This is a genomic window from Stenotrophomonas sp. CFBP8980 (genome assembly GCF_034046095.1).
In the GTDB taxonomy this organism is placed as follows: Bacteria; Pseudomonadota; Gammaproteobacteria; order Xanthomonadales; family Xanthomonadaceae; genus Stenotrophomonas; species Stenotrophomonas lacuserhaii.
In genome coordinates this window covers 36760-60966 of record NZ_JAXCXF010000004.1, presented here as the reverse complement: position 1 = coordinate 60966, position 24207 = coordinate 36760, and the positions used below count along the sequence as shown (strand labels likewise).

Here is a 24207-nt window from a genome sequence, read left to right as displayed (position 1 = left end):
GGAGGCGGGCGACGCGCGATGGCACCAGATGTTTCATTTGATATCGGCCCGGAGGCCGACGAACTTGAGTCGATCAGCTGTTGCTGAGCAGCTGCGAGCTGAGCGAACCGCTCGCGCTCTGCATCTGCGCTACCATCTTTTCCATGGCGGTGAATTGCTTGGTGTAGCGCTCGCTCACCTTCTCCATCCGCGCATCCAGGTCATCAAGCTGCTTTTCCAGCGCCTTGATTTCCTTGTTGAGCGAATTGGTGCGCTGGGTAAGCGTGCCGGTGCTGGTATCGAGGTTGCTCTTCAGCAGGGCGGTCATCGATTTACCAATGCTGCCTTCTGCCCCAAACAACGCCTTCACCGCCTCGGGATCCTTGCCGATCGCGGTATCGAGCTTGGCCGCGTCCAGGCTCAGGGTGCCATCTGCGGCGATGGTCACGCCCATGGCCTTGAGATCGTTGACGTTGGCGCTGAGCGAGCTGCGCAGTTGCTGCTGCAGTCCGCGCACCATCGCATCACCGGTCAGCGTGGAGGCCGTACCGGTTTCGGCGTTGTAGGCGCTCGAGGATTTCAGCGTGCCCTGGATGGCGTTGTAGGCGCTGACGAAGGCAGTCAGGTTGGACTTCAGCGCCGTGTTGTCCGGGGTCAGGGTCAGCGTCTGCTTTTCGCCTTCCTTGGCCTTGGTCAGCGTCAAGCTGATGCCAGGAACCAGATCGGTGATCGTGTTTGAACTGGAGGTGCGTGTGAAGCCGTCCACCACGACCACCGCATCCTGGGCCGCGACCATCTCGGTCAGTTTCGAGGTGCCGGCCGGATCGTGGACCAGGTCGGCGAGGCCGCCATTGCCGCCAGTCGTGCTGATGGTAAGTGCGCCCTTGGTGCCCGAATCCACCGCACTCAGCACCAGGTGCTGGCCATCATCGGCGGTCACGATGGCAGCGGTGACGCCCTTTCCGCCGGCGGCGGAGTTGATCGCCGCAGCGACCTCCGCCAGCTTGGCGCCGACAGGAATGGTGACGTTGATCGTCTTGTCACCGTGGCCGATGCTGAGCGTGCCGTCGCCGATCACCGCGTCCTTCTCATAGGCCTTGGAACTGAGCTTCTGGCTCTGCGCCAGTGTTTTGACCTCCACCTCGTGCGTGCCGGCCGCCGCTTTGCCGGCGGTCGTGGCGGTGTCCAGGGTGGCGGTGAAGTTCGATTCCGTCGGCGTGCTGGGCTTGATGCCCGGCGCGGCGGCACCCTTGACCAGTGCGCTCAAGGCCGTCTGCAGGCTGGTCATGCCGTTCTTGATGCTGCCCAGCGCGGACACCTTGGCGGTCGCGGCGGTTCCGGCGGTATTGATCTGGTTCTGGCGCGGCGCGCGCTCACTGGCAACCAGCTGGGAGACCAGGGTAGGAATGTCGAGGCCGGAACCGATGGTGCCGAGGGACATGGAGGGATCCTTGTGCTGTGACGGCACGAGCCGATGCCATGCATCAGCTATCGGCCGTGGTCGGGCAAGCTTGAGCGCGGTTGCGCTGGCTGCCTTCATGCAAGCCCCATGCCACGCTGCGGTAGTGACGGCCGCTGGCCGTCAGCTCTTCCAACGATCGCACAAACGAAAAGGGGGCTTTCGCCCCCTTTCCGGTCTTACGTATTGCCTGGCCGAAGGATCAGCGCAGCAGGCTCAGCACGTTCTGGCTGGACTGGTTGGCCTGGGCCAGCATCGCCGTACCGGCCTGCTGCAGGATCTGGTTGCGGGTCAGTTCTGCGGTTTCCGAAGCGTAGTCGGTATCGCGGATGCGGCTGCGTGCAGCGGACATGTTCTCCGAGGAGGTGCTCAGGTTGGCCACCACCGAGGTGAAGCGGTTCTGCACGGCGCCGAGGTCGGCGCGGGCGGAGTTGATCGAGTCCAGTGCAGCGTCCATCGCCTTCAGTGCGTTGTCGGCACCGGCAACGTCGGAGATGTCCAGGTCGTCAAAGCCGGTGTCGGCAGCGCCGGCGGCCCAGGCGGTGCCCACGGCGCTGGCGGCGGTGGAACCTGCGGTCAGGCCGGTCTGGGCCAGCAGGCCAGCGGCATCGGAGCCACCGCCGGCAGCCACGGTGACGTTGCCATCAGCGCCGGTCAGGACCAGCTTGCCCGAATCCAGTGAAGCGGAGACGCCGGTGTTGTAGCTCTGGGCGTTGATCGACTTGACCAGTTCGTCAGCGCGCTGTGCCGAGCTGCCGGCTTCGCCGAAGTTGATCGTGGCCGAACCCTTCGAACCGGTCAGGGTGAAGCTGCCCGAGGAGAAGGTGTTGGCACCGGCGGCGCCGCCAGCGGTCTGGGCCGCCACGGTGGTGACGCCACCCGGCACGTCGCCGGCCAGTTCAACTGCGGCGGCGGTGGTGTTGGACAGGGCGACGTTGGTGCCGTCAACAGTGGCCAGGCCAGTGGCTTCGCCGTTGATGGCAGCGGCCACGGCGGTGGCGAAGTCAGCGGCGCTGCGGCCGACGCCGGCTGCCACGGTGACGTCAGCGCCATCGACGGTGAAGTTGAATTCGGCTTCCACGTCCACCGCCGACAGGTCCAGCGTGGCGGTGCCCGGGGTAGCGGCACCACCGCCTGCGCCTGCTGCGCCGGCCGGGGCTGCGCCGGTCATCTTGGCGGCGGTGTCGACCTTGTTCCAGTTGCCCAGCGAAGCGATGTTCGCGTTGGCGATCTGGGCGATGTCGATGGTCTGGCCCTGGTTGGCGCCGATCTGGAAGGACTGGCTCTGGAAGCTGCCGTCCAGCAGCTTGGTGCCGTTGAAGTTGGTCTGCTCGGCAACGCGCTGGATTTCAGCCTTCAGCAGCTGCACTTCAGAGTTCAGCGCCTGGCGGTCGGAATCGGAGTTGGTGGCGTTGCGGGACTGCACGGCCAGCTCGCGGATGCGCTGCAGGTTGTTGCCGATCTCGCCCAGCGCGCCTTCGGCGGTCTGTGCCAGCGAAATGCCGTCATTGGCATTGCGCGAGGCCTGGTTCATGCCGCGCACCTGGGTGGTGAAGCGCTCGGAGATGGCCAGGCCGGCCGCGTCATCCTTGGCGCTGTTGATGCGCAGGCCCGAGGACAGGCGCTGGATCGAGGTGGCGAGGCTGTTGCCGCTGGTGCCCAGGTTGCGCTGTGCGTTGAGCGACATGGTGTTGGTGTTGATGACTTGTGCCATGGTGCGGTTTTCCTTTTTGGCAGTGGGTCCGGCAGATCAGCCTGGCCGGTAACGGGGGCAGTGGATGGGCGCCCCGAAGGGGTGTGCTGCCGCTGCTGAAATCAATAACGGCACTGCCTGCCCAGCCTTTAGCCACAAGTCAATTATTTTTTCGTGAGGGCGCCGCACACGGTGGCTTACCGTTGGCTTTCCGGTAGCGCCGAGCCGTGCTCGGCGGCTTCTTGCCGGCAATACACATCAAAAGGCCCCGCCAGTGATCTGGCGGGGCCTCGGGGCGTGCGCGCGTGGATGGATCACGCCGAGCATGGCTCGGCGCTACCGGACACCTGCTTACGACTGCAGCAGGCTGAGCACGTTCTGCGGCGCCTGGTTGGCCTGGGCCAGCATCGCCGTGCCGGCCTGCTGCAGGATCTGCGTGCGGGTCAGTTCGGCGGTTTCCGTTGCATAGTCGGTATCGCGGATACGGCTGCGCGCGGCCGACATGTTCTCCGACGAGGTGGTCAGGTTGGCGATGGTCGAGCTGAAGCGGTTCTGCACCGCGCCCAGATCCGCGCGCGAGGAGTTGATCGAGGTCAGCGCCGCATCCATTGCGTTGAGTGCGTTGTCCGCGCCCAACGTAGAGGTGATGTCCAGGTCGGCGAAGCCCGACTTGGGCAGACCGGCCGCCCACGCGCTGCCGATGGCGGCGCCCGCCGTGGTACCCGCGGTCAGGCCCGTCTGTTCGGTCAGCGTCGCGCCGCCGGCGAGGGTGAAATCGCCGTCCTGCGATGCCAGCAGCAGGCGGCCATTGCTGTCCAGCGAAGCGGTCACGCCGGTGTTGTAGCTCTGGTCGTTGATCGACTTGACCAGATCGCTGGCACGCTGTCCTGCACCGCCGGCCGCAGCGAAGTTGATGGTAGCGGTGCCCTTGGCACCGGTCAGGGTGAAGCTGCCGGCAGAGAACGTCGCAGTGCCGCCCGCGCCCTGTGCGGCGACCGTCTGTGCTGCAACGCCGTTGGAGAACGTATCGACCACCACGGCAGCCGCACCCGTGTTTTCCAGCGCAACGTCGTTGCCGTCGGCACTGGCCAGGCCGGGGCGCACGCTGTTGATCTGGGTGGCCACTTCAGCCGCCAGACCGGCCGCATCACGCGCGCCATCGGCTGCAACGGTCACTTCGGTGCCATCCACTTCGAAGGTGAACGTCGCGGTCGGGTCAGCCACGCCGGCAAGGCTCAGGCTGGCCAGGCCCGGACCGGCCACGCCACCGCCGGTGCCTGCTGGTGCGATGGCGGTGAACGTGGCCGAGGTGTCAACCTGGTTCCAGTTGCCCAGTTCCTTGATGTTGGCGTTGGCGATCTGCGAGATGTTGATCGTCTGGCCCTGGTCGGCGCCGATCTGGAAGGCCTGGTTGGTGAAGCTGCCGTCCAGCAGGTTGGTGCCGTTGAAGTTGGTCTGCTCTGCGACGCGCTGGATCTCGGCCTTCAACAACTGCACTTCGGCGTTCAGTGCCTGGCGGTCGGAATCGGAGTTGGTGGCGTTGCGCGCCTGCACGGCCAGCTCGCGGATGCGCTGCAGGTTGTTGCCGATCTCGCCCAGCGCGCCTTCGGCGGTCTGCGCCAGCGAAATGCCGTCGTTGGCATTGCGCGCGGCCTGGTTGATGCCGCGGATCTGGGTGGTGAAGCGTTCGGAGATCGCCAGGCCCGCCGCGTCGTCCTTCGCACTGTTGATGCGCAGGCCCGATGACAGGCGCTGGATCGAGGTGGCCAGCGAGTTGCCGCTGGTGGAAAGGTTGCGCTGGGCGTTCAGCGACATCGTGTTGGTGTTGATGATCTGTGCCATGGGGCGTCTCCGTGGGTTGCTCGGGTCTGTTGGTAGAGGCGCGCTTGGGGCGCCCGGATGAAGGTCAGCGGATACTGTTGAACAGGGACATCGCCTGCATCTGGCTGAAGATCGTCTGCGCGGCCTGCAGGGCCGCGTTTTCGAGCTTGTACTGGCCGATGGCATCGGCGTAGTCCAGGTCGCGCAGGGTGGAAAGGGTGGTCTTTACGGTTACGGCGGTGGCGTCGCGTGCGCTGGCGGCGTCGTCGATGGCGGCCAGCTGCGCACCGCCTTTTGCCCGTGCATCGATCATGTTTTCCGAGGCACGCGTGATGTCGCGCATGCTCGACTGCAGCAGGTTCTGCATGCCGGTGCGGTCGGCCGCGGTCTGCGGATCCGATTCCAGTGCACCGATCAGCGTGTCCATCGTGGCGAAGATGTCGCGCGAGCTGGAGGCCACCACGTCGAAGCTGTCACCGGCGGCCGGTGCCCCTTCGATGCGCAGGCGCACGCCGCCGACCACGATGTCTTCGCCCTTGGTATGGGTGCCGGTAGCCACCACCGCGCCGGTATCGTCCAGCACCTCGTAGGCGCCTTCGCCGGCCGCGGTGAAGCGCACGTTGAGCGCGCCGCCGTCCCAGTCCGCACTGCCGTCGCGGCTGACCGAGGTCAGCAGGCCGCTGCCGGTATTGCCGGCGGCGGCGCTGGCGTCCACCGTGCCGTCGCCGGTACGGATGCGCATGAAGATCTCGCTGCCGGGCAGGGCATCGTTGACCAGTTGGCCGGGTGCCACTTCCACCTGGCGCTGGGTCTGGTCACCGACATAGCTGACCGCGCCGCCGGCCTTGAGGAAGGGCGCGTCCGAATCGTTGCTGCCGCCGAACAGGTAACGACCGCTGCCGTCCTTGCTGTTGGCCAGCGACAGCAGGCTGTCCTGGATGGTCTTCAGCTCACTGACGATGGCCTTGAGGTCGGTGTTGCCGGGCACCGGCGTGTTGGCCTGGATGCTCAGCTCGACCGCGCGGGTCATCAGTTCATTGGCCTGGGCCAGGGCGTTTTCCTGCAGGCCCAGGCGGTTCTGCGCGTTGTTGGCGTTCTTGCCGAGCTGCTCCAGCCCGGCTACCACGCGGTCCAGCCCGACGGCGGTGCCGGCAGCGACCGGATCGTCCTTGGCAGATACGATCTTGCTGCCGGTGGCGATCTGCTGTTCCAGGTGGTTGATCTTGGACTGCTTGCCCAGCATCAGCGAAACCGACTGGCTGAACATCATCCCGGTGGAAATACGGTCATTCATCGCGAGACGGCTCCGAGGATGGTCTGGAACATGGTGTCGGCGGTGGAGATCAGCTGCGAAGCGGCCTGGTAGGCCTGCTGCAGGCGGAGCATGTCCGCCGCTTCCTCATCCAGATTGACCCCGGATACCGAATCCCGCGCCGCCTGTGCCTGGTCGGTGATCACCTGCTGCGCATCCAGCGAGTACTGCGCTGAACGTGCGGCCGCGCCGACCTGCGTGGTCAGTCCACCCAGCGCGCCATTGAGGGTGACCGTGCCGCTGTTGAAGGTCTTGGCGTCCTCCACCTTGGCCAGCGCCAGCGCGTTGCTGTTGTCCGACGAACCGGCACCGACCGGGGTGATGTTGAAGCTGTCGCCGGGCTTGGGCGCGCCATCGAGCACGAAGCTCCAGCCATTGGCGGTGATCGTCTGTCCAGCGGTGTAGGCGAACGGGCCAGCACCGTCGATGGTGTACTGGCCGGCGGCGGTGAAGACGATCGCGGCCGGGTTGCGCAGCGCTGCATTGGCGGCGTCGGCCACCTTGACGTCGGTGAGCTTGCCGGTGCCGGTGTTTGCGGTGGCGGCCGCGCCCTTGATCGGCGCCGCCGCGGCCAGCCGCGACGGATCGGTGATCGCCACGCTCATGCTGCCGGCCACGTTGGCGGTCGGCTGCAGCAGGAAGCGGTCATTGGCCGCCGGGGTGCCACCGACCACCATCTGCACGCCGTTGATCACCAGCGGATCGGCCGCGCTGCCGGTGCCCGTCAGTGGGATGGCCGCGCCGGTATCGGCGCGATTGGCCTGCCACTGGGTACCGTCGAAGCGCAGCACGATGTTCTGCGCATCCAGCCTGGACAGGTCGCCGAAGCTGGCCTGGATCGTCGCACTGCCGGTGTTGGCGGTGTTCTCGGTGATGCGCGGGCTGCCGATGTTGAACAGGTCGGTGCCCATCTGCCCGTACAGATCCACGCCGTTGCGGTGGGTGTCGTTGAAGGTGGTCGCAAGGCCCACCGCCAGCTTGCCCAGTTCGGCCTGGGCCGGGGTCAGCACGGTTTCGCGGAACTCCATCAGCCCGCCCACCTGGCCGCCGAGCGCCTTCGAATCCAGCACCACCTTGGCGCCCTGGGTTTCCAGCGCCAGCTGCAGCCGTTCTGGCTGGTAGGCATCGGTGACCGTGGTGACCTTGCTGGCGGTGCTGCCCACCACCAGCGCCTGGCCACCGGCGGTGTAGACGTTCATGAAGCCGCCGTCCTGGATCACCGCGTTGCCGCCGGTGTATCCCACCAGGCTGGCGATCAGCTGGTCACGGCGGTCCAGCAGGTCCGGTGCGGCGTTGGCGGCGTTGCTGCCGATGGCGCCGTTGATCTGCGCCACTTCCGCGGCCAGCCGGTTGATCTCGGTGGCTGCCGCGCTGATGCCGTTGTTGACCTCGCTGTTGAGGCTGTCCAGGCTGGTATTGAGCTGGCGGAAGCGATTGGCCAGCGTGTTGGCGCTGTCCAGCACGTTCTGGCGGTCAGCGGTGGCCGACGCGTTGGACGACAGTCCGCTGACCGAATCGAAGAAGTTCGACCACACACCGGCCACGTTGGTGGAGGCATCGGAGAACAGCGAATCGACGCGGTCGGCCATGGTGGACAGCTGCTTCAGCCGGGCCAGTTCGCCGCTGCCATCGAGCAGGCGCGAGATCGCCAGCTGGTCGGCGACCCGGCGGATATCGGCGATGCGGGTGCCGTTGCCAACGGTGCCGTAGCCCATCTGCTGCGGATCGGCGGTGGCGAAATCCACGCGCTGCCGGCTGTAGCCAACGGTGTTGATGTTGGCCACGTTGTGGCTGGTGGTGGCCAGTGCGCGCTGGAAGGCGAGCAGGGCACTGGTACCGGTAGAAAGTACGCTGGTCATGGGGGTCCTCAGCGACGGGCGATGCCCAGCGCTGCCTGGGCAGTGCTGGCGAAGGTGCGACCCAACTGCGCGCCGGCATCGCCGATGGCGGCGACCGCGCGTTCGATGGTCGGGCCGCCAGCGATGCTGGCGATCTTGTTGGCATACGACGGGTCGGTCGCATAGCCGGCCTGCTGCAGGCCGCGCGCGAAGCCGCGCACGTCGGTGCCGGCTTCCAGTGCCTTCTGGTAGCGCGGGTTGCTCTTCAACAGGCGCACGTAGTCGGCGAAGCTTTCGGCCGGCGAGCTGTAGCTGCGGAAGCTGGCCGTTTCGTTGCGGCGTGCCCCGTTGACATATTCGTGGGTGCCCACGGTGGCGCGGTCGCCGCTCCAGCCGGTGGCCTTGATGCCGAACAGATTGTGCGAAGTACGGCCATCGCCGTGGGTGATCTGGCGCTTGCCCCAGCCGGTTTCCAGTGCGGCCTGCGCGACCAGCGCGCGCGCATCTACGCCGAGTTCCTTGGCGGCGGTCTGCGCGTGTGCCCAGATGCCCGCCACGAAGCCTTCCGGGGTATGCGAACCCAGGCGCGCAACGGCCGAACTGCTGGCCAGGGTATCGATCGCCGATGGGCCGGTGCCGCGGTTGGTCGCTGTTGCCGCCCACTGGTCTTCGGCCGCGACCGGTGCCGGCGCGGCCAAGGGCTGCGCCGCATACGGATCCCTGCTGCCCAGCGCCTGGTGCATGCTGCTGCTGTCGCGCCCGGCAATCAGGTCCAGGGTCTGTTCCATCGGCTGCAACAGGCGCGGGGAGGTGCCTGCGGCCATCTGCTGCAGCATGCGCACGGCCTGGTCGGCGTCTTCCAGCGGCATCGCCGGCGCTTCAGCGGCGGGGGCGTTGAGCTGGTAGGCGCGGGTGGCTTCGGTGGCGTTGATCCGCCCATCCAGTGCCGGGCCTTCCGCCGCAGCGCCGGAAAGCTGGCGGCTGATCACCGCCGACAGGCCCAAGCCCTTGCCGCGGGTCATCGACTCGGCGATCTTCTGGTCGTACATCTCCCGGAACATGGTGTTTTCGCCCGGGAACAGTGCGTCACCGAAACTGGCATCGCGCATGCTCTTGACCAGCATCTGCGCGAACTGTCCTTCAAGCTGGCGCGCGACCTTGTCGACCTGGGCCGGATCATTGCGCTGCGAAGGATTGAGCTCGAAGGATGGCTGGATGCGCATGTCAGATCACCTCGAGCTCGGCGCTCAGCGCACCGGCCTGCTTGAGGGCTTCCAGGATGGCGATCAGGTCGCCCGGGGCGGCGCCCACGGCATTCACCGCGTGCACGATTTCATCCAACGAGGTGCCGCCGTTGAACTTGAACATGCGGCTGCCATCGTTGGTGGCGGTGATGGTGGACTGCGGGCTCACCACGGTCTGGCCGCCTGCCAGCGCATTGGGCTGGCTGACGTTGGTGCCTTCCTGGATGGTGACCGTCAGCGAGCCGTGCGAGATCGCGGCGGCGCCCACGCGGACCTGCTGGCCGATCACCACGGTGCCGGTGCGCGAGTTGACCACGACCTTGGCCGATGCCGCGCCCGGGGTCAGCTCCAGGCTCTCAATGCGTGCAAGCAGGCCGATGCGGGCGCCCGGATCTGTCGGTGCGTTGACCGCGACGGTGACCCCGTCGACGGCGCGGGCAGACCCCTCGCCGAAGGCGTTGTTGAGTGCGGCGACCATGCGCGAGACGGTGGTGAAGTCGTTCTTGTGCAGGTTCAGGGTGATCTCGCCGGCCGCACCGAACACATCTGGCAGCGCCCGTTCGACGGTGGCGCCGTTGGGGATGCGGCCGACGCTGGGCACGTTGACCGACACCCGCGAGCCATCACGGCCCTGCGCGCCGAAACCACCGACGATCAGGTTGCCCTGGGCGATCGCGTAGACCTGGCCGTCGGCGCCTTTCAGCGGGGCCATCAGCAGCGAACCACCGCGCAGCGACACCGCATTGCCGATCGAGGAGACGGTGATGTCGATCGGCTGGCCCGGCTTGGCGAATGGGGGCAGCTCGGCATGGATCGCCACGGCGGCGACGTTCTTAAGCTGCGGATTGACGTTCGCCGGAACATTGACGCCCAGTTCGCCGAGCAGGTTCTTCAGGCTCTGCACGGTGAACGGTGCCTGGCTGGTGCGGTCGCCGCTGCCATCCAGGCCGACCACCAGGCCGTAGCCGACCAGCGCGTTGCCACGCACGCCGCCGACCTGGGCCAGGTCCTTGATGCGTTCGGCATGCGCCGGCAACGCGGCGCCGGCAACGGCCAGGGCCGCGATCAACAGGCGGGCGGGGAGGGTGAGGAGGGTCATGGCAGGCATGCTCAGAACGGCGCCAGGCCGGAATTGAAGAAGCGGCTCAGCCAGCCCATGGCATTGGACTGCGCTACCGCGCCGCGACCGCCGTAGACGATGCGGGCATCGGCCACGCGGCTGGAGGGAATGGTGTTGTCCGGTGCGATGTCGGCCGCGCGCACGATGCCCTGCACCTGCACCAGCTCATCGCCCTGGTTGAGCCGCAGGTTCTTCTGGCCCTGCACCACCAGGTTGCCGTTGGGCAGGCGCTGCATCACCGTGACCGTCACGTTGCCCTGCAGGCGGTTGCTCTGTGCGCTGTTGCCACGGCCGGTGAAGTCACGCGAACCGTTGGCAGTGGCCGACAGGATGTCCTTGCCGCCCAGGGTCACCGGTGCGCCGAAAATGGTCGGCGTGCCGATGGCCAGTTCGGATTCCTTGCTGGTGGCGGTGTTCGCGCTCATCTGTGCCTGGGTGTTTTCCAGCAGGGTGATCGTCAGCAGGTCGCCGACGTCGCGTGCGCGGCGGTCCGAATACAGCTGCAGCGACGGACCGGCGGCGTAGATCGCCCCGGCCGTTGCCTGCGCCTGCGGCGGCATCACCGGCTGCACGGGCGCCAGGGCCGGGTAGGGGCGCACGTCGCCGGCGATCACGCAGCCGCCCAGCAGCGCGATGGCGGCGGCAGCGAAGGTCAGGCGGGCGAGAGAAGCGGCTGGCAGCATGATGGCGGTCCGATCAGACGTTGTTGTTGAGGTAGCCGAGCATCGAGTCGGTGGTGGAAATGGCCTTGGCGTTCATTTCGTAGGCGCGCTGGGTTTCGATCATCGAGACCAGCTCTTCCACCACGTTGACGTTGCTGCCTTCCAGTGCGCCCTGGACCACGTTGCCCAGTCCGTTGAGGCCGGGATTGCCGTTCTGCGCCGGACCGGATGCGGTGGTCTCCAGGTACAGGTTCTCGCCGCGCGACTGCAGGCCGGCCGGGTTGATGAAGTCGGTCAGGGTCAGCGCGCCGATCTCCACCGTGGCCGCGTCATCGGCCATCTTCACGCTGACCGTGCCGTCGCTGCCGATGGTCAGCGTCTGTGCGCCTTCCGGGATCTGGATACCCGGCTGCACCGGGTAACCGCTGTTGGTGACCAGCTCGCCGTCCTGGTTGACCTTGAACGAGCCGTCGCGGGTATAGGCCGAGCTGCCGTCGGGCATGGACACTTCGAAGAAGCCGCGGCCGTTGACCATCACGTCCAGTGCGCGCCCGGTCTGCTGCTGGCTGCCCTGTTCGAAGTTCTTGGCGGTGGCCACCACGCGCACGCCGGTTCCCAGCTGCAGGCCGGTCGGCAACTGCGTCTGCGCCGACGTGGCACCGCCAGGCTGGCGCACCTGCTGGTACAGCAGGTCCTCGAAACTGGCACGGTCCTGCTTGAAGCCGGTCGTGTTGGTGTTGGCGAGGTTGTTGGATACCACCGACATGCGCGTCTGCTGCGCGTCCAGTCCGGTCTTGGCGATCCACAGTGCCTGGTTCATGGTCGGTTCCTCTGCGTGGTGTCCGGCCCAGCGGGGCGGGGCAGGTACCTGCGAACGCTCGCAGGTGCTTCACCAGGGGTACTGCAAGCGGCGTGCCATTGCGGCGCGCCGGTATTCCGTCGTCGGCGTGGACTCAGCCGTTCAGCCGCAGCAGACTATTGGCGCTGCGCGCGTTTTCGTCGCCGTGCTTGATCACCTTCACCTGCATTTCGTACTGGCGCTGCAGCTGGATCATCTGCACCAGCGCACCGGCGGCGTCCACGTTGCTGCCTTCCAGCTGGCCGCTTTCCAGTGCCTTGCCCTGGGTCTGCACGAACGGCTGCTGCGGATCGGTGTTGCGGAACAGGCCATCGAGCCCGCGCTCCAGCCGCGCATCATCGGCCGCCACGACCTTGATCCGGCCGACCACCGCCATGGTCTGTGGACCTTCGCCGAGCGGGATGATGGAGATGGTGCCGTCGTTGCCGATCTCCATCGCCTGGTGGGGCGGGATGGCGATCGGGTTTTCGTTTTCATCCAGCACCGCATGGCCGCCGGCGGTGACCAGCTGCCCATTCGGGGTCAGCGACAGTGCCGCACCGCGGGTATAGGCCTCGCCACCGCCTGGTGCCTGCACGGTCAGCCAGCTGCCGGCCTGCAGGGACAGGTCCAGCGGATTGCCGGTGATGTGCTGGGCACCGACGCGGCGGTTGAAGCCGGCGTCGACATGGATGGCGTCCACACGCGAAGCAAAGCCCTGCCCGCGGATCGCGAAGGCTTCGGTGTTGGCCAGCGCTTCCTTGAAGCCGGGCGTATCGGTATTGGCGATGTTGTGCGACACCGTGCCTTGCGCCTGCAGGGAGGCGCGGGCACCGGTCATCGCGACGTAGAGGGCCTTGTCCATGATGGAAGCTCCGTGCTGCGGTCAGCCGGCCATCATCAACGGATGTTGATGATGGTCTGGGTGACCTGGTCCTGGGTGCTGAGCATCTGCGAGTTGGCCTGGAAGTTGCGCTGGGCCACGATCATGTTCACCAGCTGCTCGGTCAGGTCCACGGTGGACGATTCCAGCGCGCCGGCCTGGATCTTGCCCAGGTCCGAAGAGTCCGGCGCGGAGGTGCGCGGCGAGCCCGATGCGAAGGTTTCCACCCACATGTTGTCGCCGGTGGACTGCAGGCCCTGGGCATTGTTGAAGTTGGTCAGTGCGACCTGGCCCAGCGCCTTGTCATCGCCATTGGAATAGCGCGCATAGACCACACCCTGTTCGGAGACGCTGATCTCGTTGAGCTTGCCCGACGCGTAGCCGTCCTGTTGGAAGTTGCGCAGCGCGAACTTCTCGCCGTACTGGGTGGAGCCGGCCACGTCCAGGGTCAGGTTGAGCTGGCCGGCACCGGTGCCCGGGGTGAAGCCGTCCAGGGTGATCTGGCCGTTGGCCGGGGCCACCAGCGCGCCGCTTTCATTGAACTGCAGGGTGGTCGGTGCGCCGGCGGCCTGGCCGTCGACGTAGTTGTAGACCTGCCATTCGTTGGCGGCCGTCCCCTTCACGAAGTACGAGGTCTGGGTGTGGCTGACGCCGAGCGAGTCATACACGGTCACGCCGCCGCTGGACTGGCTGTAGCTGTTCGAATCGGTCGGGTCGAACGGGGTCACGGTGGGCTGGGTGCTGTTGGCCGGCAGGGTGAAGGCCAGCTGCACGCTGCCGGTCTGCTTGGGCGGGCTGTCGGTGGTCAGCAGCTGCAGATCGGTCAGGCGACCGGAGTCGAAGGTGGTGCCGTCGGCATTCGGGGTGAACACCTGCAGGCGTGCACCGGCCGGGTTGATCACGAAGCCCTGCGCATCGGTCTGGAAATTGCCGGCGCGCGAGTAGGTACGCTGGCCGTTCATGCTCATGGTGAAGAAGCCTTCGCCGGACACGGCCAGGTCCAGGCTGCGCCCGGTCTGGCTGTTGTTGCCCTGGCTGAACTGCTGGGCCACGTTGGATACGCGTGCGCCGGAGCCCACCGCATTGCGTGACAGGCCGTAGCTGGTGGCAGAAAACAGGTCGGCGAACTCGGCGCGCGACTGCTTGAAGCCGGTGGTGTTGACGTTGGCGACGTTGTTGGCGGTGACGCTGAGGTCGGTGTTGGCGGCGTTGATGCCGGACAGCGAGACATTGAAAGCCATGGTGGACTCCTCGATTATGCGGTCTGGGGGCTCAGCTGATGCGGAGCACGTAGTCGATCGGGGCGGCGCCCAATCCCTTGAGATTCAGGTACAGGCCGTCGGACCCGACGGTCACGCTTTCCACCGGGGCCTCCACGTAGGTGCCGAGCTTGGTCTGCGCGCCGGCGGTGTCGGTGTGGTTGGCCACCAGCGAATAATTGCCGGGCGGCAGGCGGTTGCCGCTGCTGTCCTTGCCGTCCCATTCGAAGCTGGTCTCGCCGGCGGCGCTGGCTTCCACGCTGATCTGGGCGACCTTCAGGCCGTTGGCATCGGTGATGTCCACGTTGATCATGCCGGCGCTCGGTGCGGCGACCACGCCGCCGACGCTGCCTTCGGCTTCCAGCACCATCTTTTCCGACGGCACCAGCACATCGTGGCCGACCAGCGCGGCGCCACGCAGCACCTGGTCGCTGGCCATCGAGGTCTGGAACCCCTGCACGGTGGTGTTGAGGTCGGTGATGCCCTGCACGGTGGACATCTGCGCCATCTGCGCGACCATCTGGGTGTTGTCCATCGGCTTCAGCGGATCCTGGTGCTGCAGCTGTTCGGTCATCAGGCGCAGGAAGTCGGCCTGCTCCAGGGTGTCCTTCTTCTTGCTGGCGCTGCTGTTGGGCGAGTTCAGGCCGAGGGCGGCGTACACGTCCTGGCTGGACTGGGTGGTGATGGCAGTACTCATGGGGAGATCCTTGCGGGCGCGCGTCAGCGGCCCATCGTCAGCGTGGCGAGGGCCAGTTCCTTGGCGGTGCTCAGCATTTCCACGCCGGCCTGGTAATTGCGCGAGGTGGAAATCAGGTTGACCATCTGCGCGACCGGGTCGACGTCGGCCTGGTAGATGTAGCCATCGCCGTCGGCCAGTGGATGGCCGGGCTCGTAGCGCTTGATCGGCGCGGCGTTGCTCTGGCTGATTTCCTTGACCTGCACCGTGGTGATGTTGGGATCGGTGCGGCTGGTGACGGCCTGGAAGATCGGCTCCAGCGGTTTGTAGACCGCCTCGGCCGAGCCGGCCACCGAATCGGCGTTGGACAGGTTGGAGGCGATGGTGCTCATGCGCACCGACTGCGCCTGCAGGGCGGATCCGGCGATGTCGAAGATCGGCAGGTTGCTCATCGCTTATTGCCCCGTGATGGCGGTGAGCATGGAGCGCACCTTGGATTCGACGAAGCTCAGCGAGGCCCGGTATTCCAGCGCGGCACGGCCGTAGGCGGCGCGCTCGGTGTCCGGGTCCACGGTGTTGCCGTCGAGATTGGGCTGGATGCCTTCACGGGAGATCTGGAAGGGGTTGAGGCCCCCGCCGATCGCCAGGTGCTGTTCGTTGGTGGTGGCCATCAGGCCGTTGCCGGACTGGCCCTGGGCGCTGCGCAGGGCGGCATCGAAGTCCAGGTCCTGGGCCTTGTAGCCGGGGGTGTCGGCGTTGCCGAGGTTGCTGGCGATCAGCTTCATGCGTTGCTCGCGCAACGGCATGGCCTGGGCATGGACACCCAGGTAGTCGGAAATCAGGTTGGACATGGCGCGCTCCCACGGAACTGTGCCGGGGAGGCTGCAAGCGCCGTGCCAAAGCGTCTTTGGCGGCCTACTGCGGCTGCGCGTGGGAGGCGGAGGGCGGGCCCGTGCGGGACACGCCGTGAACCCATCCATGGGGTCTCGTTTCCGCCCATCCGGGGCTCCAACGGTCCCGCACGGGCCCGCCCCCCGCCTCTGGACCGTCTACGTGCGCGGTCGGCCAGAGCTGCTAGCGCCGGGTCACGCTCGACGGGGATGCCGGAGTCAGGCGGCTTCGGCGACGCGGCGCAGGCGGTCCAGGACGAAGTCGGCCAGTTCGTGCGGGGAATATTTGGCGACGAAGGCGTTGGCGCCCACCCGTTCGACCATCGCGTTGTTGAACACGCCGGACAGGGAGGTGTGCAGCAGCACGAACAGTCCGGACAGGCCCGGGTGGCGACGGATTTCGGTGGTCAGGGTGTAGCCGTCCATCGCCGGCATTTCAATATCGGAAATCACCATGGCGTAGCGCTGGGCCGGGTCTTCACCGGCGGCGTGGATCTGCAGCAGGTGGTCCAGCGCCTGCTTGCCGTCGGACAGCAGGGTCGCGCCGACGCCCAACTGGTCCAGCACGCTGCGGATCTGCTGGCGGGCCACGCGCGAGTCGTCCACCACCAGCACCTGCATGGGCGGTGCATCGGCGGGCAGGGCCATCGTCGGGTCCAGTATCGCTTCGCTGCGGGTCTGGGCGATGTCGGCCAGCACGCTTTCCACGTCGATGACCTGGATAAGCTCGCCCTGGAAGCGGGTCACCGCGGTCAGGTAGCTGGATTCGGCCCCCAGCTCCGGCGGCGGATGGATGTCCTGCACGGCGATGTTGACGATGCGCTCCACCCCGCTGACCAGGAAGCCCTGGATGGACCGGTTGAATTCGGTCACCACCAGATACCCCGGGCCTTCGCCATTGGTGCCGCGCTCGGGATGGCCGATGGCCACGCCCAGGTCCAGCACCGGTACCGAGCGGCCACGCACATCCGCTACCCCGGAGAACTGGCTGGGCAGGCCGGGAACCTGGAACAGGGCAGGGCGCCGCAGCACTTCCTGCACTTTGAACACGTTGACGCCAAAAAGCTGGCGTCCGCCCAGGCGGAACAACAGGAGTGCCAGCCGGTTGTGTCCAGCAAGCCGGGTGCGTTGGTCGATGCGGTTGAGCAGGTCATGTGACATGCAGGCTGTATCGGCGCGCCGGCGATGTACTTGAGCGGCGCGGCGGCGTTGCGATTGGCACGGTGCTTGCAACAGGGCGGCTGATCCCATGACCGGAGGTGGCATGCCATCCTTCAAGACGATGTGCTGGCTGATGCTGGCGATGGCCGCGCCCGCCGGGGCCGCGCCCTCGTGGCAGCCGGTGGACAGCATCCGCGCTGCCGCACTTTCCACGCTGGCGGCCGGTGAGCAGGGCGAGGCCGTGGTGGCCGATGCGCTGCGCCTGCCTGCGTGCGCGCATGGCCTGGCCGCCCAGCCCACCGCCAGCACCACCGTGGAAGTGAGCTGCCCCGATGCCGGCGGCTGGCGCCTGTTCGTGCCGGTGAAGGTGCGCCGCGAGCAGACCGTGCTGGTGCTGGCGCGTGGTATTGCCGCTGGAGAAACGCTGGCTGCTGCCGATATATCCACCGCCCAGCGTGATGCAGCGCGGATTGCCGGCGCCGTGCTGGCCGACCCCGCCGCGGCCGTCGGCCGGGTGGCACGCCGGACGCTGCAGGCGGGCAGCCTGCTGTCCGCTTCTGACCTGGTCGCACAGCGGCTGGTCCGGCGCGGCGACAGCGTGGCGCTGGTGTCCCGGCGCGGCTCGGTGGAAGTCCGGGTGGCCGGCAAGGCGCTGGGCGATGCCGGCGAGAACGAACGCTTGTCGGTGGAGAACCTGACCTCGCGCAAGATAGTGCAGGGCACCGTGGACGCCAGTGGCGACGTTTTAGTGACGCGCTGAAAAAAATCGTAAAACCCGCTAAAGATCACGGTCCGGTGGCCGTTATCGTTACAGTACGGCAACCCTTGGAGCTCCAATGAGCCAAAAAATCGACGGTACCCTGCAGGCGGCGCAGACCCTGCGCGCGGTGGGTCCGGCCAGTCGGCCCGGCATCAGTACCGATGCGCCCGCGCGTCCGGTGCAGGCAGCCGACAGCTTGAAGCTGACCGGTGAAGCCACCAACCTGCAAGCCCTGGAACGCAGCCTTGCGGCCGCCCCGGCGATCGATGCCGAGCGCGTGGCCGCAGTGCGTGAGTCACTGCAGAACGGCAGCTACCGGATCAATCCAGAGGCGATCGCATCGCGCATGCTTGATCTGGACCAGCAGCTGCAGGGATGAGCACGCCCATGAGCGAGCCCATGCAACGGCTGAGCGAAGCCCTGGATGCCGAGCGCCAGGCCTTGGTCGCGCACGATGTGCATGCGTTGATCCGTGCCACCGGGGCCAAGCTGGATGCCCTGCGCGCACTGGACAGGGCGCTGCCGGTCGGCGAATCCAGCCAGTTGCAGGAACTGGCCGAACGCAACCGCGCCAACGGCGTGCTGCTGTCGCGCCGACGGCGCGAGGTCAACTGGGCATTGCGCCAGCTGGGCCGCAGCGAGGATGCGCCGGCGTATGACAGCAAGGGGCAGTCCCAGCAGATGACGGCCGGACGTCCGCTCGCCGTCGCCTGAAGCCGAGCGGCGCACCCGCGCCGCCTTGCGGCACGCAGGCATCGTATAGTGGCGCTCATCCCTGCCACGCCGAGCGCCCGTGCCTGCCGCCTTCCCGAACCCGACGCCGTCCTTCCCTTCGCCCGCGCTCCTGCAGGCGCTGCTTGCGCCGGTGCGTGAAGGCCTGCTGCTTTTCACCGACGATGATTCAGTGATCCTGGCCAATCCGGCGGTGGAGGCGTTGCTGGCCTCCGGTCCGGCCAGTGGTGCCGGTCCGGCGCAGCGGCTGCGCGCGCTGCTGCCGCCCGATGCGATGGCTGTTGCGCGTCGCGAGGGGCAGTGGAGCGGCAGCCTGGTGATGGGCGAAGCGGTCGTCACCGCCCAGCTTTACCACCACCGTGACCAGGGTGCAGGGTATTACCTGGGCCTGTTCCGCCGGGTCGAAGGCCAGGAAGACTACGAACGCGAACTCCAGCAGCGGCACGCAGAGCTGCGCCAGGCCTATCTGCGCCTCAACGGCGCACAGGAAAAACTGCTGCAGTCGGAGAAGATGGCTTCGATCGGCCAGCTGGCTGCGGGCGTGGCGCACGAGATCAACAACCCCATCGGTTACGTGCATTCCAACCTGGGCAGCCTGCAGGAATACCTGCGCAGTCTGTTCACGGTGATCGAGGCCTACGAGCGCGCATTGCGTGCGCCGGATCCGAAGACGCTGATCCCGGAAATCGATGACATCCGCGATCGCCTTGACATCGACTTCATCAGCCGGGATCTTCCGCAGTTGATGGCTGAATCGCGCGAGGGAATCGAGCGGGTGACCCGCATCGTGCGCGACCTGAAGGACTTCTCCTATTCCGGGCGTGACGAGTCGTGGAAGCTGGTCGACCTGCACTCCGGGCTGGAGTCGACCATCAACATCATCTGGAACGAGCTCAAGTACAAGGTGGAACTGCACCGTGAGTTCGGCCAGCTGCCGCTGGTGGAGTGCCTGCCTTCGGAGCTCAACCAGGTCTACATGAACCTGCTGCTCAACGCGGGCCATGCGATCGCCGAACGGGGGGTGATCACCGTGCGTACCGGGGTGGAAGGCGAGCACGTGTGGGTGGAGTTCCAGGACAGCGGCGGTGGCATTTCGCCGGAACTGCGCCAGCGTATTTTCGATCCGTTCTTCACCACCAAGCCGGTGGGCAGCGGCACCGGCCTGGGCCTGTCGATCTCCTACAGCATCATCAACAAGCACAACGGCCGGATCGACCTGGACAGCACGCCGGGGGTGGGGTCCACGTTCCGCATCGTGCTGCCGATCAAACAGCCACGGTAGTTGGTGTATTGCCGGGCTGCGCCCGGCACCTGCTCAGGCCAGAGCAGCGGCAAATGCCAACGTCAACAGCTGCAGGGCTGGTTGTGGGCGGGGCGGGGTGGGTTCGTGGGAATCGCCGTGAATCCGTCCATGGAGGCTCGCCATCCGCTTGCTCGCCGGTGCAGTCCTGCACAGGCGGCAAGACCCGCGCTGGGCTCCTGCCCTGCCCGTCCGGCGCATGCGCCGGACCCATGCGGATGAGCGTTCCCACGAACCCACCCCGCCCCACCTTCGACAGGTTCATGGCGGCCTTGGAACCGCGGTAGCGCCGACCCATGGTCGGCGGAATGTTTCCGCCAAGGGCCCGCTGCGCTCGCCGACCATGGGTCGGCGCTACCGCTTTTTCTTTCTTTATTACGCGGGTGGCGGCCACCGGAACCTGTCAGGGGGTCGGGCGGTGGGGTTGGGCGGGGGCGTTGAGCGCCATGGATGGCGCGAAACGAGGCCCGCAGGAGCGGCTTTTGCCGTCCCCCGACCAGCCCCACCGCCCCGCCCCCCCCCCCGAGCTGCGGCTCTAGAATCAGCCACCCGCGAGGGGGTGCCACCCGTTCGACCACGCCTCAGCGCAACACCGACCGATCATCCAAAGACTCCACCGGCTCTGCCGCAACGGAACCGCCATTGCTGCGCCGCTGCTCTTCGTACGTGCGGAACGCCTGGTGGATGTGCTTGCGCAGCTCATCGTCATTCCACGGCTTGGTCAGGAAGCGGTATATCGCCCCACGGTTGATCGCATCGGTGACCGTGTTGAGGTCGGTATAGCCGGACAGCACCAGCCGGATCGTGTCCGGGTAGAGCATCTTCACGCGGCCCAGGAACTCGGTGCCACTCATGTCGCTCATGCGCTGGTCGGACAGGATCACCTGCACATCGTTGATCGCCAGCAGGTCGAACGCATCGCGCACGTTGCCCGCCGCCAGGATCCGGTAGCCGTCGCGGCGGAACAGGCGCACCAGCGAGCGCAGCACGTTCTCTTCGTCGTCCAGCAGCAGCAGGGTGCGGTCCGGACGGGTTTCGGCGAACGCTTCTGGGCGGAGGTAACGCCGCCGCAGGGTCATGCCCGCCGCATCGGCGGACATCGGCTCGCCGAACAGGTAACCCTGGAACACATCGCAGTCATTGCGGCGCAGGAAGCCGAGCTGGGCCTGCGATTCCACGCCATTGGCGATCACGGTCATGCCCAGCTGGTGGCCCATGGCAATGATGGCGCGGGCGATCGCCGCCTCACGATTGCCGGCCGGGGCGCTCTTGATGAAGCTGCGGTCGATCTTCAGCTTGTCCACGGGGTAGCGCACCAGCGCACTCAGGCTGGAGTCGCCGGTACCGAAATTGTCCAGGCTAAGGCTGATACCTTCATTGCGCAGGTTGACCAGGGTTTCGTGGACGAAATTGACATTGTTGGTCAATGCGCTTTCGTTGATTTCCAGGGTCAGCATCGGTGCCGGAACGCCGGCGGCCTGGATCAGGCCCATCACCTCGGTGAAGAAATTCGGGCGCAGCAGCTGCAGGGTGGAGACGTTGACTGCGATGGTGAAGTCATCGAAGCCCTGGTCACGCCACAGCCGCGCCTGCTTCAGGGCGCCTTCCAGCACCCACGTGCCGATCTGCACGATGATGCCCAGCCGTTCTGCCGTACGCATGAAGCGTTCAGGCACCAGCATCCCCAGCGTTGGCGACTGCCAGCGCAGCAGCGCTTCCATGCCGACCACGTGGCCATCGCGTGAACTCACCAGCGGCTGGTAGCGCAGCTTGAGCTCGCCATTGGGAATGGCGTCGATGATCTGCCGGGCGATGATGCTCTCGCTGTGCGCGCTGGGCACGGTATCCACCGCGTGGATGCGCACCGCATTGCCGCCTTCGCGCGCGGCCTGGTAGAGCGCGTCCTCGGCGTGGTCGAGCAGTCGCGAGGCGGTGCTGGCGTGTTCCGGGCACAGGCTGACGCCCAGCTTGCCGGTCATGAACAAGGTGTAGGGCAGCACCGAAAGCGGCAGTTCCAGCTGCTGCCGCAGCTCTTCGGCGAAGTCCTCCGGCAGGGCCACCTCGCTGGTACGCGGCACGGCCACCAGGAACTCGTCGCTGCCATGGCGCCACAGCGTGCCACGGCCGCGCAGCCAGGACTTCAAGCGCTGGGCCACCAGCACCAGCGCCTGGTCGCCGACTTCGGCGCTCATGTTCTCGTTGACCGATGCAAAGTGGTCGATGTCTACGTGCATCACCATCATCGGCGTACCGCCGGCGGCCGCTTCGGCGACCATCGCCTGCAGCTCGGGGTTGCCGGCGCCCAGCCGGTCCGGGGCGTCCTCGATACTGACCGGAGGCAGGGAGGTATTCCACATCAAAGGCGTGATTCCAGCGGTTCGTCCGGCATCATGCCGACACGGTAGGGGAGATGAAGTTCGATCAGGGTACCTTCACCCGGCGCCGATTCGATGCGCAGCTGTCCGCCCACGCTCTGCGCACGTTCGCGCATCACGATCAGGCCCAGGCCGCGCGGTCCATGCGGATCGAAGCCTTCGCCATCATCGCGCACCTGCAGGTGCAGGCGGTCCTGGTCGATGTCGCGCAGGTGCAGCAGCACCTGGCTGGCCTTGGCGTGGCGCAGGGCGTTGGTCAGGCTTTCCTGTGCGATGCGGAAGCAGGCCTGTTCGATGGCATTGTCCGGACGCTGGGGCAGGGTGTCGATGCGTGACAGCAGTTCGGCCTGCGAAGAGCGGAACAGCACGCCGGCCTGCCAGCGCAGCGCGGCCTCCAGGCCCAGCGCATCCAGTTGCGGCGGACGCAGCAGCGTGGACAGGTCGCGCAGCTTGGCCACGGTGCCATCGGCCAGGCTGACGATCTGCTGCAGGTCTTCGCGGCGGCGGGCGCTGTCTTCTTCATCCAGCGCAGCCCAGGCCGAAAGCTTGATCGCGGTGATCGCCTGGCCGATGTCATCGTGCAGGTCGCGCGAAATGGCGCGGCGTTCGTCTTCCTGCAGGGAGAACAGCCGGCCGGCCATCGCCTGCAGTTCGCGATTGCTGTTCTCCAGCGCCGCGCGCGTGCGCTCGGCATCACTGAGGTCGCGCACGATCAGCAGGCGGCAGTCGCGCCCGCCGTAGCGCACCTCGCCCACCGCCAACCCGGCCTGGAAACGGCTGCCATCGGCACGCTGCATGCCGATGATCGCGATGTGGCCGGCGCTGGCTTCCGGCACCGGGTTGCGCAGCTGGGCGCGCACTGCAGGCAGGCCTGCATCACCCACCAGCGCATGCAGCGGCTCGCCCAGCAGGGTGTGGCCTTCATAGCCGAACAGCCGCACGGCGAACGCGTTGGCGTACAGCACGTGTTCTTCGGACAGGATCACCACGCCATCGGGCAGCACCCGCACCAGTTCGCGGAACTGTTCCTCGCGCTCGCGCAGTAACCGGCGCGACTGTTCGCGTTCGGTAACGTCCTGAAGCGTGCCCATCACCCGCGGACGGCCCAGCTCGTCCACGCCACTTTCGGCACGCAGGTGGGTCATCAATGGTCGCCCATCCATGCCCAGCAGGGGCAGCAGCACGTCGACGTGGACCGGCTCGCCGCTGCTCATCCCGGCCAGCAGCTGCTCGGTCATCGCCGTGGTCGCCGCATCGGCCGGCACCAGCAGTTCATCGAAGCGGTGCCAGGTGCGTGCCTGCGGCGAACGCCGGCCCAGCAACTGGTAGACCTGCCGCGAGAAGCTGGCCAGGCCAGTGGCGGGGTCGAGCTGCCAAGCGCCGATGCGGGCCAGTTCATGCGCTTCTTCAAGGCGTTCCAGTGCCTGGTCGCGGCGCGCCAGCGCCTCGTCTTCGGCGGTGCGGTCAATCACGATCAGCAGCCGCGCGGGGCGTCCGTCGACATCGATCGCATTGCTGCGCAGTTCCATCTGGCGCAGGCGGCCATCGCGCAGCTGCAGCGGCGCGCGCAGCACGCAGGTCTGCTCCGGGTGCTCGCGCAGCTGTTCCAGCGTGGCTTCCAACGCGCCCTGTTTGCCCGCTGGCCAGAGCAGGCTGACCGACTCCTGCAGCAGTTCCTCCCGGCTCCAGCCGAACAGCGCGCAGGCGGCGGGGTTGGCGTCGAGGATCCGCACCGATTGCAGGTCGTAGATGAGGATGGGGCCGGGGTTGCCGACGAAGGCCTGGCGATGGCGCAGCTCGGAAGCAGCCAGACGGGCATTGGCCTGAAGCACATGGGCACCGAGCGGGCGCAGCAGCAGGTACAGCATCGCTGCACTGGCGAAGACAAAAAAAACACCCTTGACGGTCTGCAGCCAGGCCGCCATCCGGGTATCGCCGATCATCGCGCCCACGGCCGCGTCGCTGCTGACGATCCAGGCAACGGCCAGCAGCAGGTAGACCAGCACCACGCGCCGCCGTTCCCGCCGCAGGGTGTTGGCCAGGTGGGTCGGGCAGACCGTCATCAGGGTTTCGCCAACAGGGGGCAGGGGCATGGCGGGACGGGGCCGGGTCGCGGAAGGAGGGCAGCAACGAATCGCATCTTAACTCGCCGCGATGACGCCCATGCGGCCAGCCCGTCCTCAATTATCCCGCCCGCTGGCCGCT

21 protein-coding genes are annotated in these 24207 nt (G+C 66.9%); 4 read left to right on the top strand and 17 right to left on the bottom strand.

Annotated elements, in window-relative coordinates; genetic code table 11:
* Positions 1 to 73 precede the first annotated feature (73 nt).
* From fliD to SOM47_RS10375, 15 genes are all read right to left on the bottom strand, one after another.
* Positions 74 to 1420 (bottom strand): flagellar filament capping protein FliD, encoded by a 1347-nt coding sequence (gene fliD / locus SOM47_RS10445; RefSeq protein WP_320505503.1) that lies wholly within the window; start codon positions 1418 to 1420, stop codon positions 74 to 76.
* Between the two features lie 220 nt (positions 1421 to 1640).
* Positions 1641 to 3152, bottom strand: coding sequence for a flagellin N-terminal helical domain-containing protein (locus tag SOM47_RS10440; protein ID WP_320505502.1), 1512 nt, complete (start codon positions 3150 to 3152; stop codon positions 1641 to 1643).
* 330 nt (positions 3153 to 3482) lie between these two features.
* Positions 3483 to 4973 (bottom strand): flagellin, encoded by a 1491-nt coding sequence (locus tag SOM47_RS10435; RefSeq protein WP_320505501.1) that lies wholly within the window; start codon positions 4971 to 4973, stop codon positions 3483 to 3485.
* 64 nt (positions 4974 to 5037) lie between these two features.
* On the bottom strand, positions 5038 to 6246 hold the full coding sequence (gene flgL, locus SOM47_RS10430; protein WP_320505500.1) for a flagellar hook-associated protein FlgL: 1209 nt from the start codon (positions 6244 to 6246) through the stop codon (positions 5038 to 5040).
* On the bottom strand, positions 6243 to 8123 hold the full coding sequence (gene flgK / locus SOM47_RS10425) for a flagellar hook-associated protein FlgK (protein ID WP_320505499.1): 1881 nt from the start codon (positions 8121 to 8123) through the stop codon (positions 6243 to 6245). Before flgK ends, flgL begins: the two co-directional genes overlap by 4 nt.
* Positions 8124 to 8131: 8 nt before the next feature.
* Positions 8132 to 9325, bottom strand: coding sequence for a flagellar assembly peptidoglycan hydrolase FlgJ (flgJ, locus tag SOM47_RS10420; RefSeq protein WP_320505498.1), 1194 nt, complete (start codon positions 9323 to 9325; stop codon positions 8132 to 8134).
* Position 9326: 1 nt separating this feature from the next.
* On the bottom strand, positions 9327 to 10445 hold the full coding sequence (locus SOM47_RS10415; protein WP_080335266.1) for a flagellar basal body P-ring protein FlgI: 1119 nt from the start codon (positions 10443 to 10445) through the stop codon (positions 9327 to 9329).
* An 11-nt stretch (positions 10446 to 10456) separates the two neighbouring features.
* Positions 10457 to 11149, bottom strand: coding sequence for a flagellar basal body L-ring protein FlgH (gene flgH, locus SOM47_RS10410; protein WP_042615436.1), 693 nt, complete (start codon positions 11147 to 11149; stop codon positions 10457 to 10459).
* A gap of 13 nt (positions 11150 to 11162) precedes the next feature.
* The gene (gene flgG, locus SOM47_RS10405) at positions 11163 to 11948 is read right to left on the bottom strand and encodes a flagellar basal-body rod protein FlgG (RefSeq protein ID WP_042615437.1); all 786 of its coding nucleotides are present in this window, start codon (positions 11946 to 11948) and stop codon (positions 11163 to 11165) included.
* Positions 11949 to 12081: 133 nt separating this feature from the next.
* On the bottom strand, positions 12082 to 12831 hold the full coding sequence (locus SOM47_RS10400) for a flagellar basal-body rod protein FlgF (RefSeq protein WP_042615438.1): 750 nt from the start codon (positions 12829 to 12831) through the stop codon (positions 12082 to 12084).
* Between the two features lie 35 nt (positions 12832 to 12866).
* Positions 12867 to 14090 carry a flagellar hook protein FlgE gene (gene flgE / locus SOM47_RS10395; protein ID WP_042615439.1) on the bottom strand — a complete coding sequence of 408 codons (1224 nt, stop codon included), beginning with the start codon at positions 14088 to 14090 and terminating at the stop codon, positions 12867 to 12869.
* A gap of 31 nt (positions 14091 to 14121) precedes the next feature.
* The gene (locus SOM47_RS10390) at positions 14122 to 14805 is read right to left on the bottom strand and encodes a flagellar hook assembly protein FlgD (protein ID WP_042615440.1); all 684 of its coding nucleotides are present in this window, start codon (positions 14803 to 14805) and stop codon (positions 14122 to 14124) included.
* 23 nt (positions 14806 to 14828) lie between these two features.
* Positions 14829 to 15236 (bottom strand): flagellar basal body rod protein FlgC, encoded by a 408-nt coding sequence (gene flgC / locus SOM47_RS10385; protein WP_042615441.1) that lies wholly within the window; start codon positions 15234 to 15236, stop codon positions 14829 to 14831.
* 3 nt (positions 15237 to 15239) lie between these two features.
* Positions 15240 to 15635 carry a flagellar basal body rod protein FlgB gene (gene flgB, locus SOM47_RS10380; RefSeq protein ID WP_042615442.1) on the bottom strand — a complete coding sequence of 132 codons (396 nt, stop codon included), beginning with the start codon at positions 15633 to 15635 and terminating at the stop codon, positions 15240 to 15242.
* Positions 15636 to 15893: 258 nt separating this feature from the next.
* Positions 15894 to 16835, bottom strand: a complete 942-nt coding sequence (locus SOM47_RS10375) for a chemotaxis protein (protein ID WP_042615443.1) — start codon at positions 16833 to 16835, stop codon at positions 15894 to 15896.
* 103 nt (positions 16836 to 16938) lie between these two features.
* Between SOM47_RS10375 and flgA the strand changes: the two genes are divergently transcribed.
* The 4 genes from flgA to SOM47_RS10355 all read left to right on the top strand — a co-directional run bounded on the left by flgA (position 16939) and on the right by SOM47_RS10355 (position 19609).
* Positions 16939 to 17595 (top strand): flagellar basal body P-ring formation chaperone FlgA, encoded by a 657-nt coding sequence (gene flgA / locus SOM47_RS10370; protein WP_320505497.1) that lies wholly within the window; start codon positions 16939 to 16941, stop codon positions 17593 to 17595.
* 76 nt (positions 17596 to 17671) lie between these two features.
* Complete coding sequence (flgM, locus tag SOM47_RS10365; RefSeq protein WP_042615445.1) at positions 17672 to 17974, top strand: flagellar biosynthesis anti-sigma factor FlgM; 303 nt, start codon at positions 17672 to 17674, stop codon at positions 17972 to 17974.
* A complete protein-coding gene (locus SOM47_RS10360) occupies positions 17971 to 18309 on the top strand; it encodes a flagella protein (RefSeq protein WP_042615446.1) in 339 nt (112 codons plus the stop codon). The genes flgM and SOM47_RS10360 overlap by 4 nt, the downstream gene beginning before the upstream one ends.
* A gap of 79 nt (positions 18310 to 18388) precedes the next feature.
* Positions 18389 to 19609, top strand: a complete 1221-nt coding sequence (locus tag SOM47_RS10355) for an ATP-binding protein (RefSeq protein ID WP_042615447.1) — start codon at positions 18389 to 18391, stop codon at positions 19607 to 19609.
* 599 nt (positions 19610 to 20208) lie between these two features.
* Here SOM47_RS10355 and SOM47_RS10350 read toward each other — a convergent pair.
* Positions 20209 to 21984 carry an EAL domain-containing protein gene (locus SOM47_RS10350; protein WP_042614126.1) on the bottom strand — a complete coding sequence of 592 codons (1776 nt, stop codon included), beginning with the start codon at positions 21982 to 21984 and terminating at the stop codon, positions 20209 to 20211.
* Positions 21984 to 24095 (bottom strand): sensor histidine kinase, encoded by a 2112-nt coding sequence (locus tag SOM47_RS10345; RefSeq protein ID WP_320505496.1) that lies wholly within the window; start codon positions 24093 to 24095, stop codon positions 21984 to 21986. The genes SOM47_RS10350 and SOM47_RS10345 overlap by 1 nt, the downstream gene beginning before the upstream one ends.
* Positions 24096 to 24207: the final 112 nt, after the last annotated feature.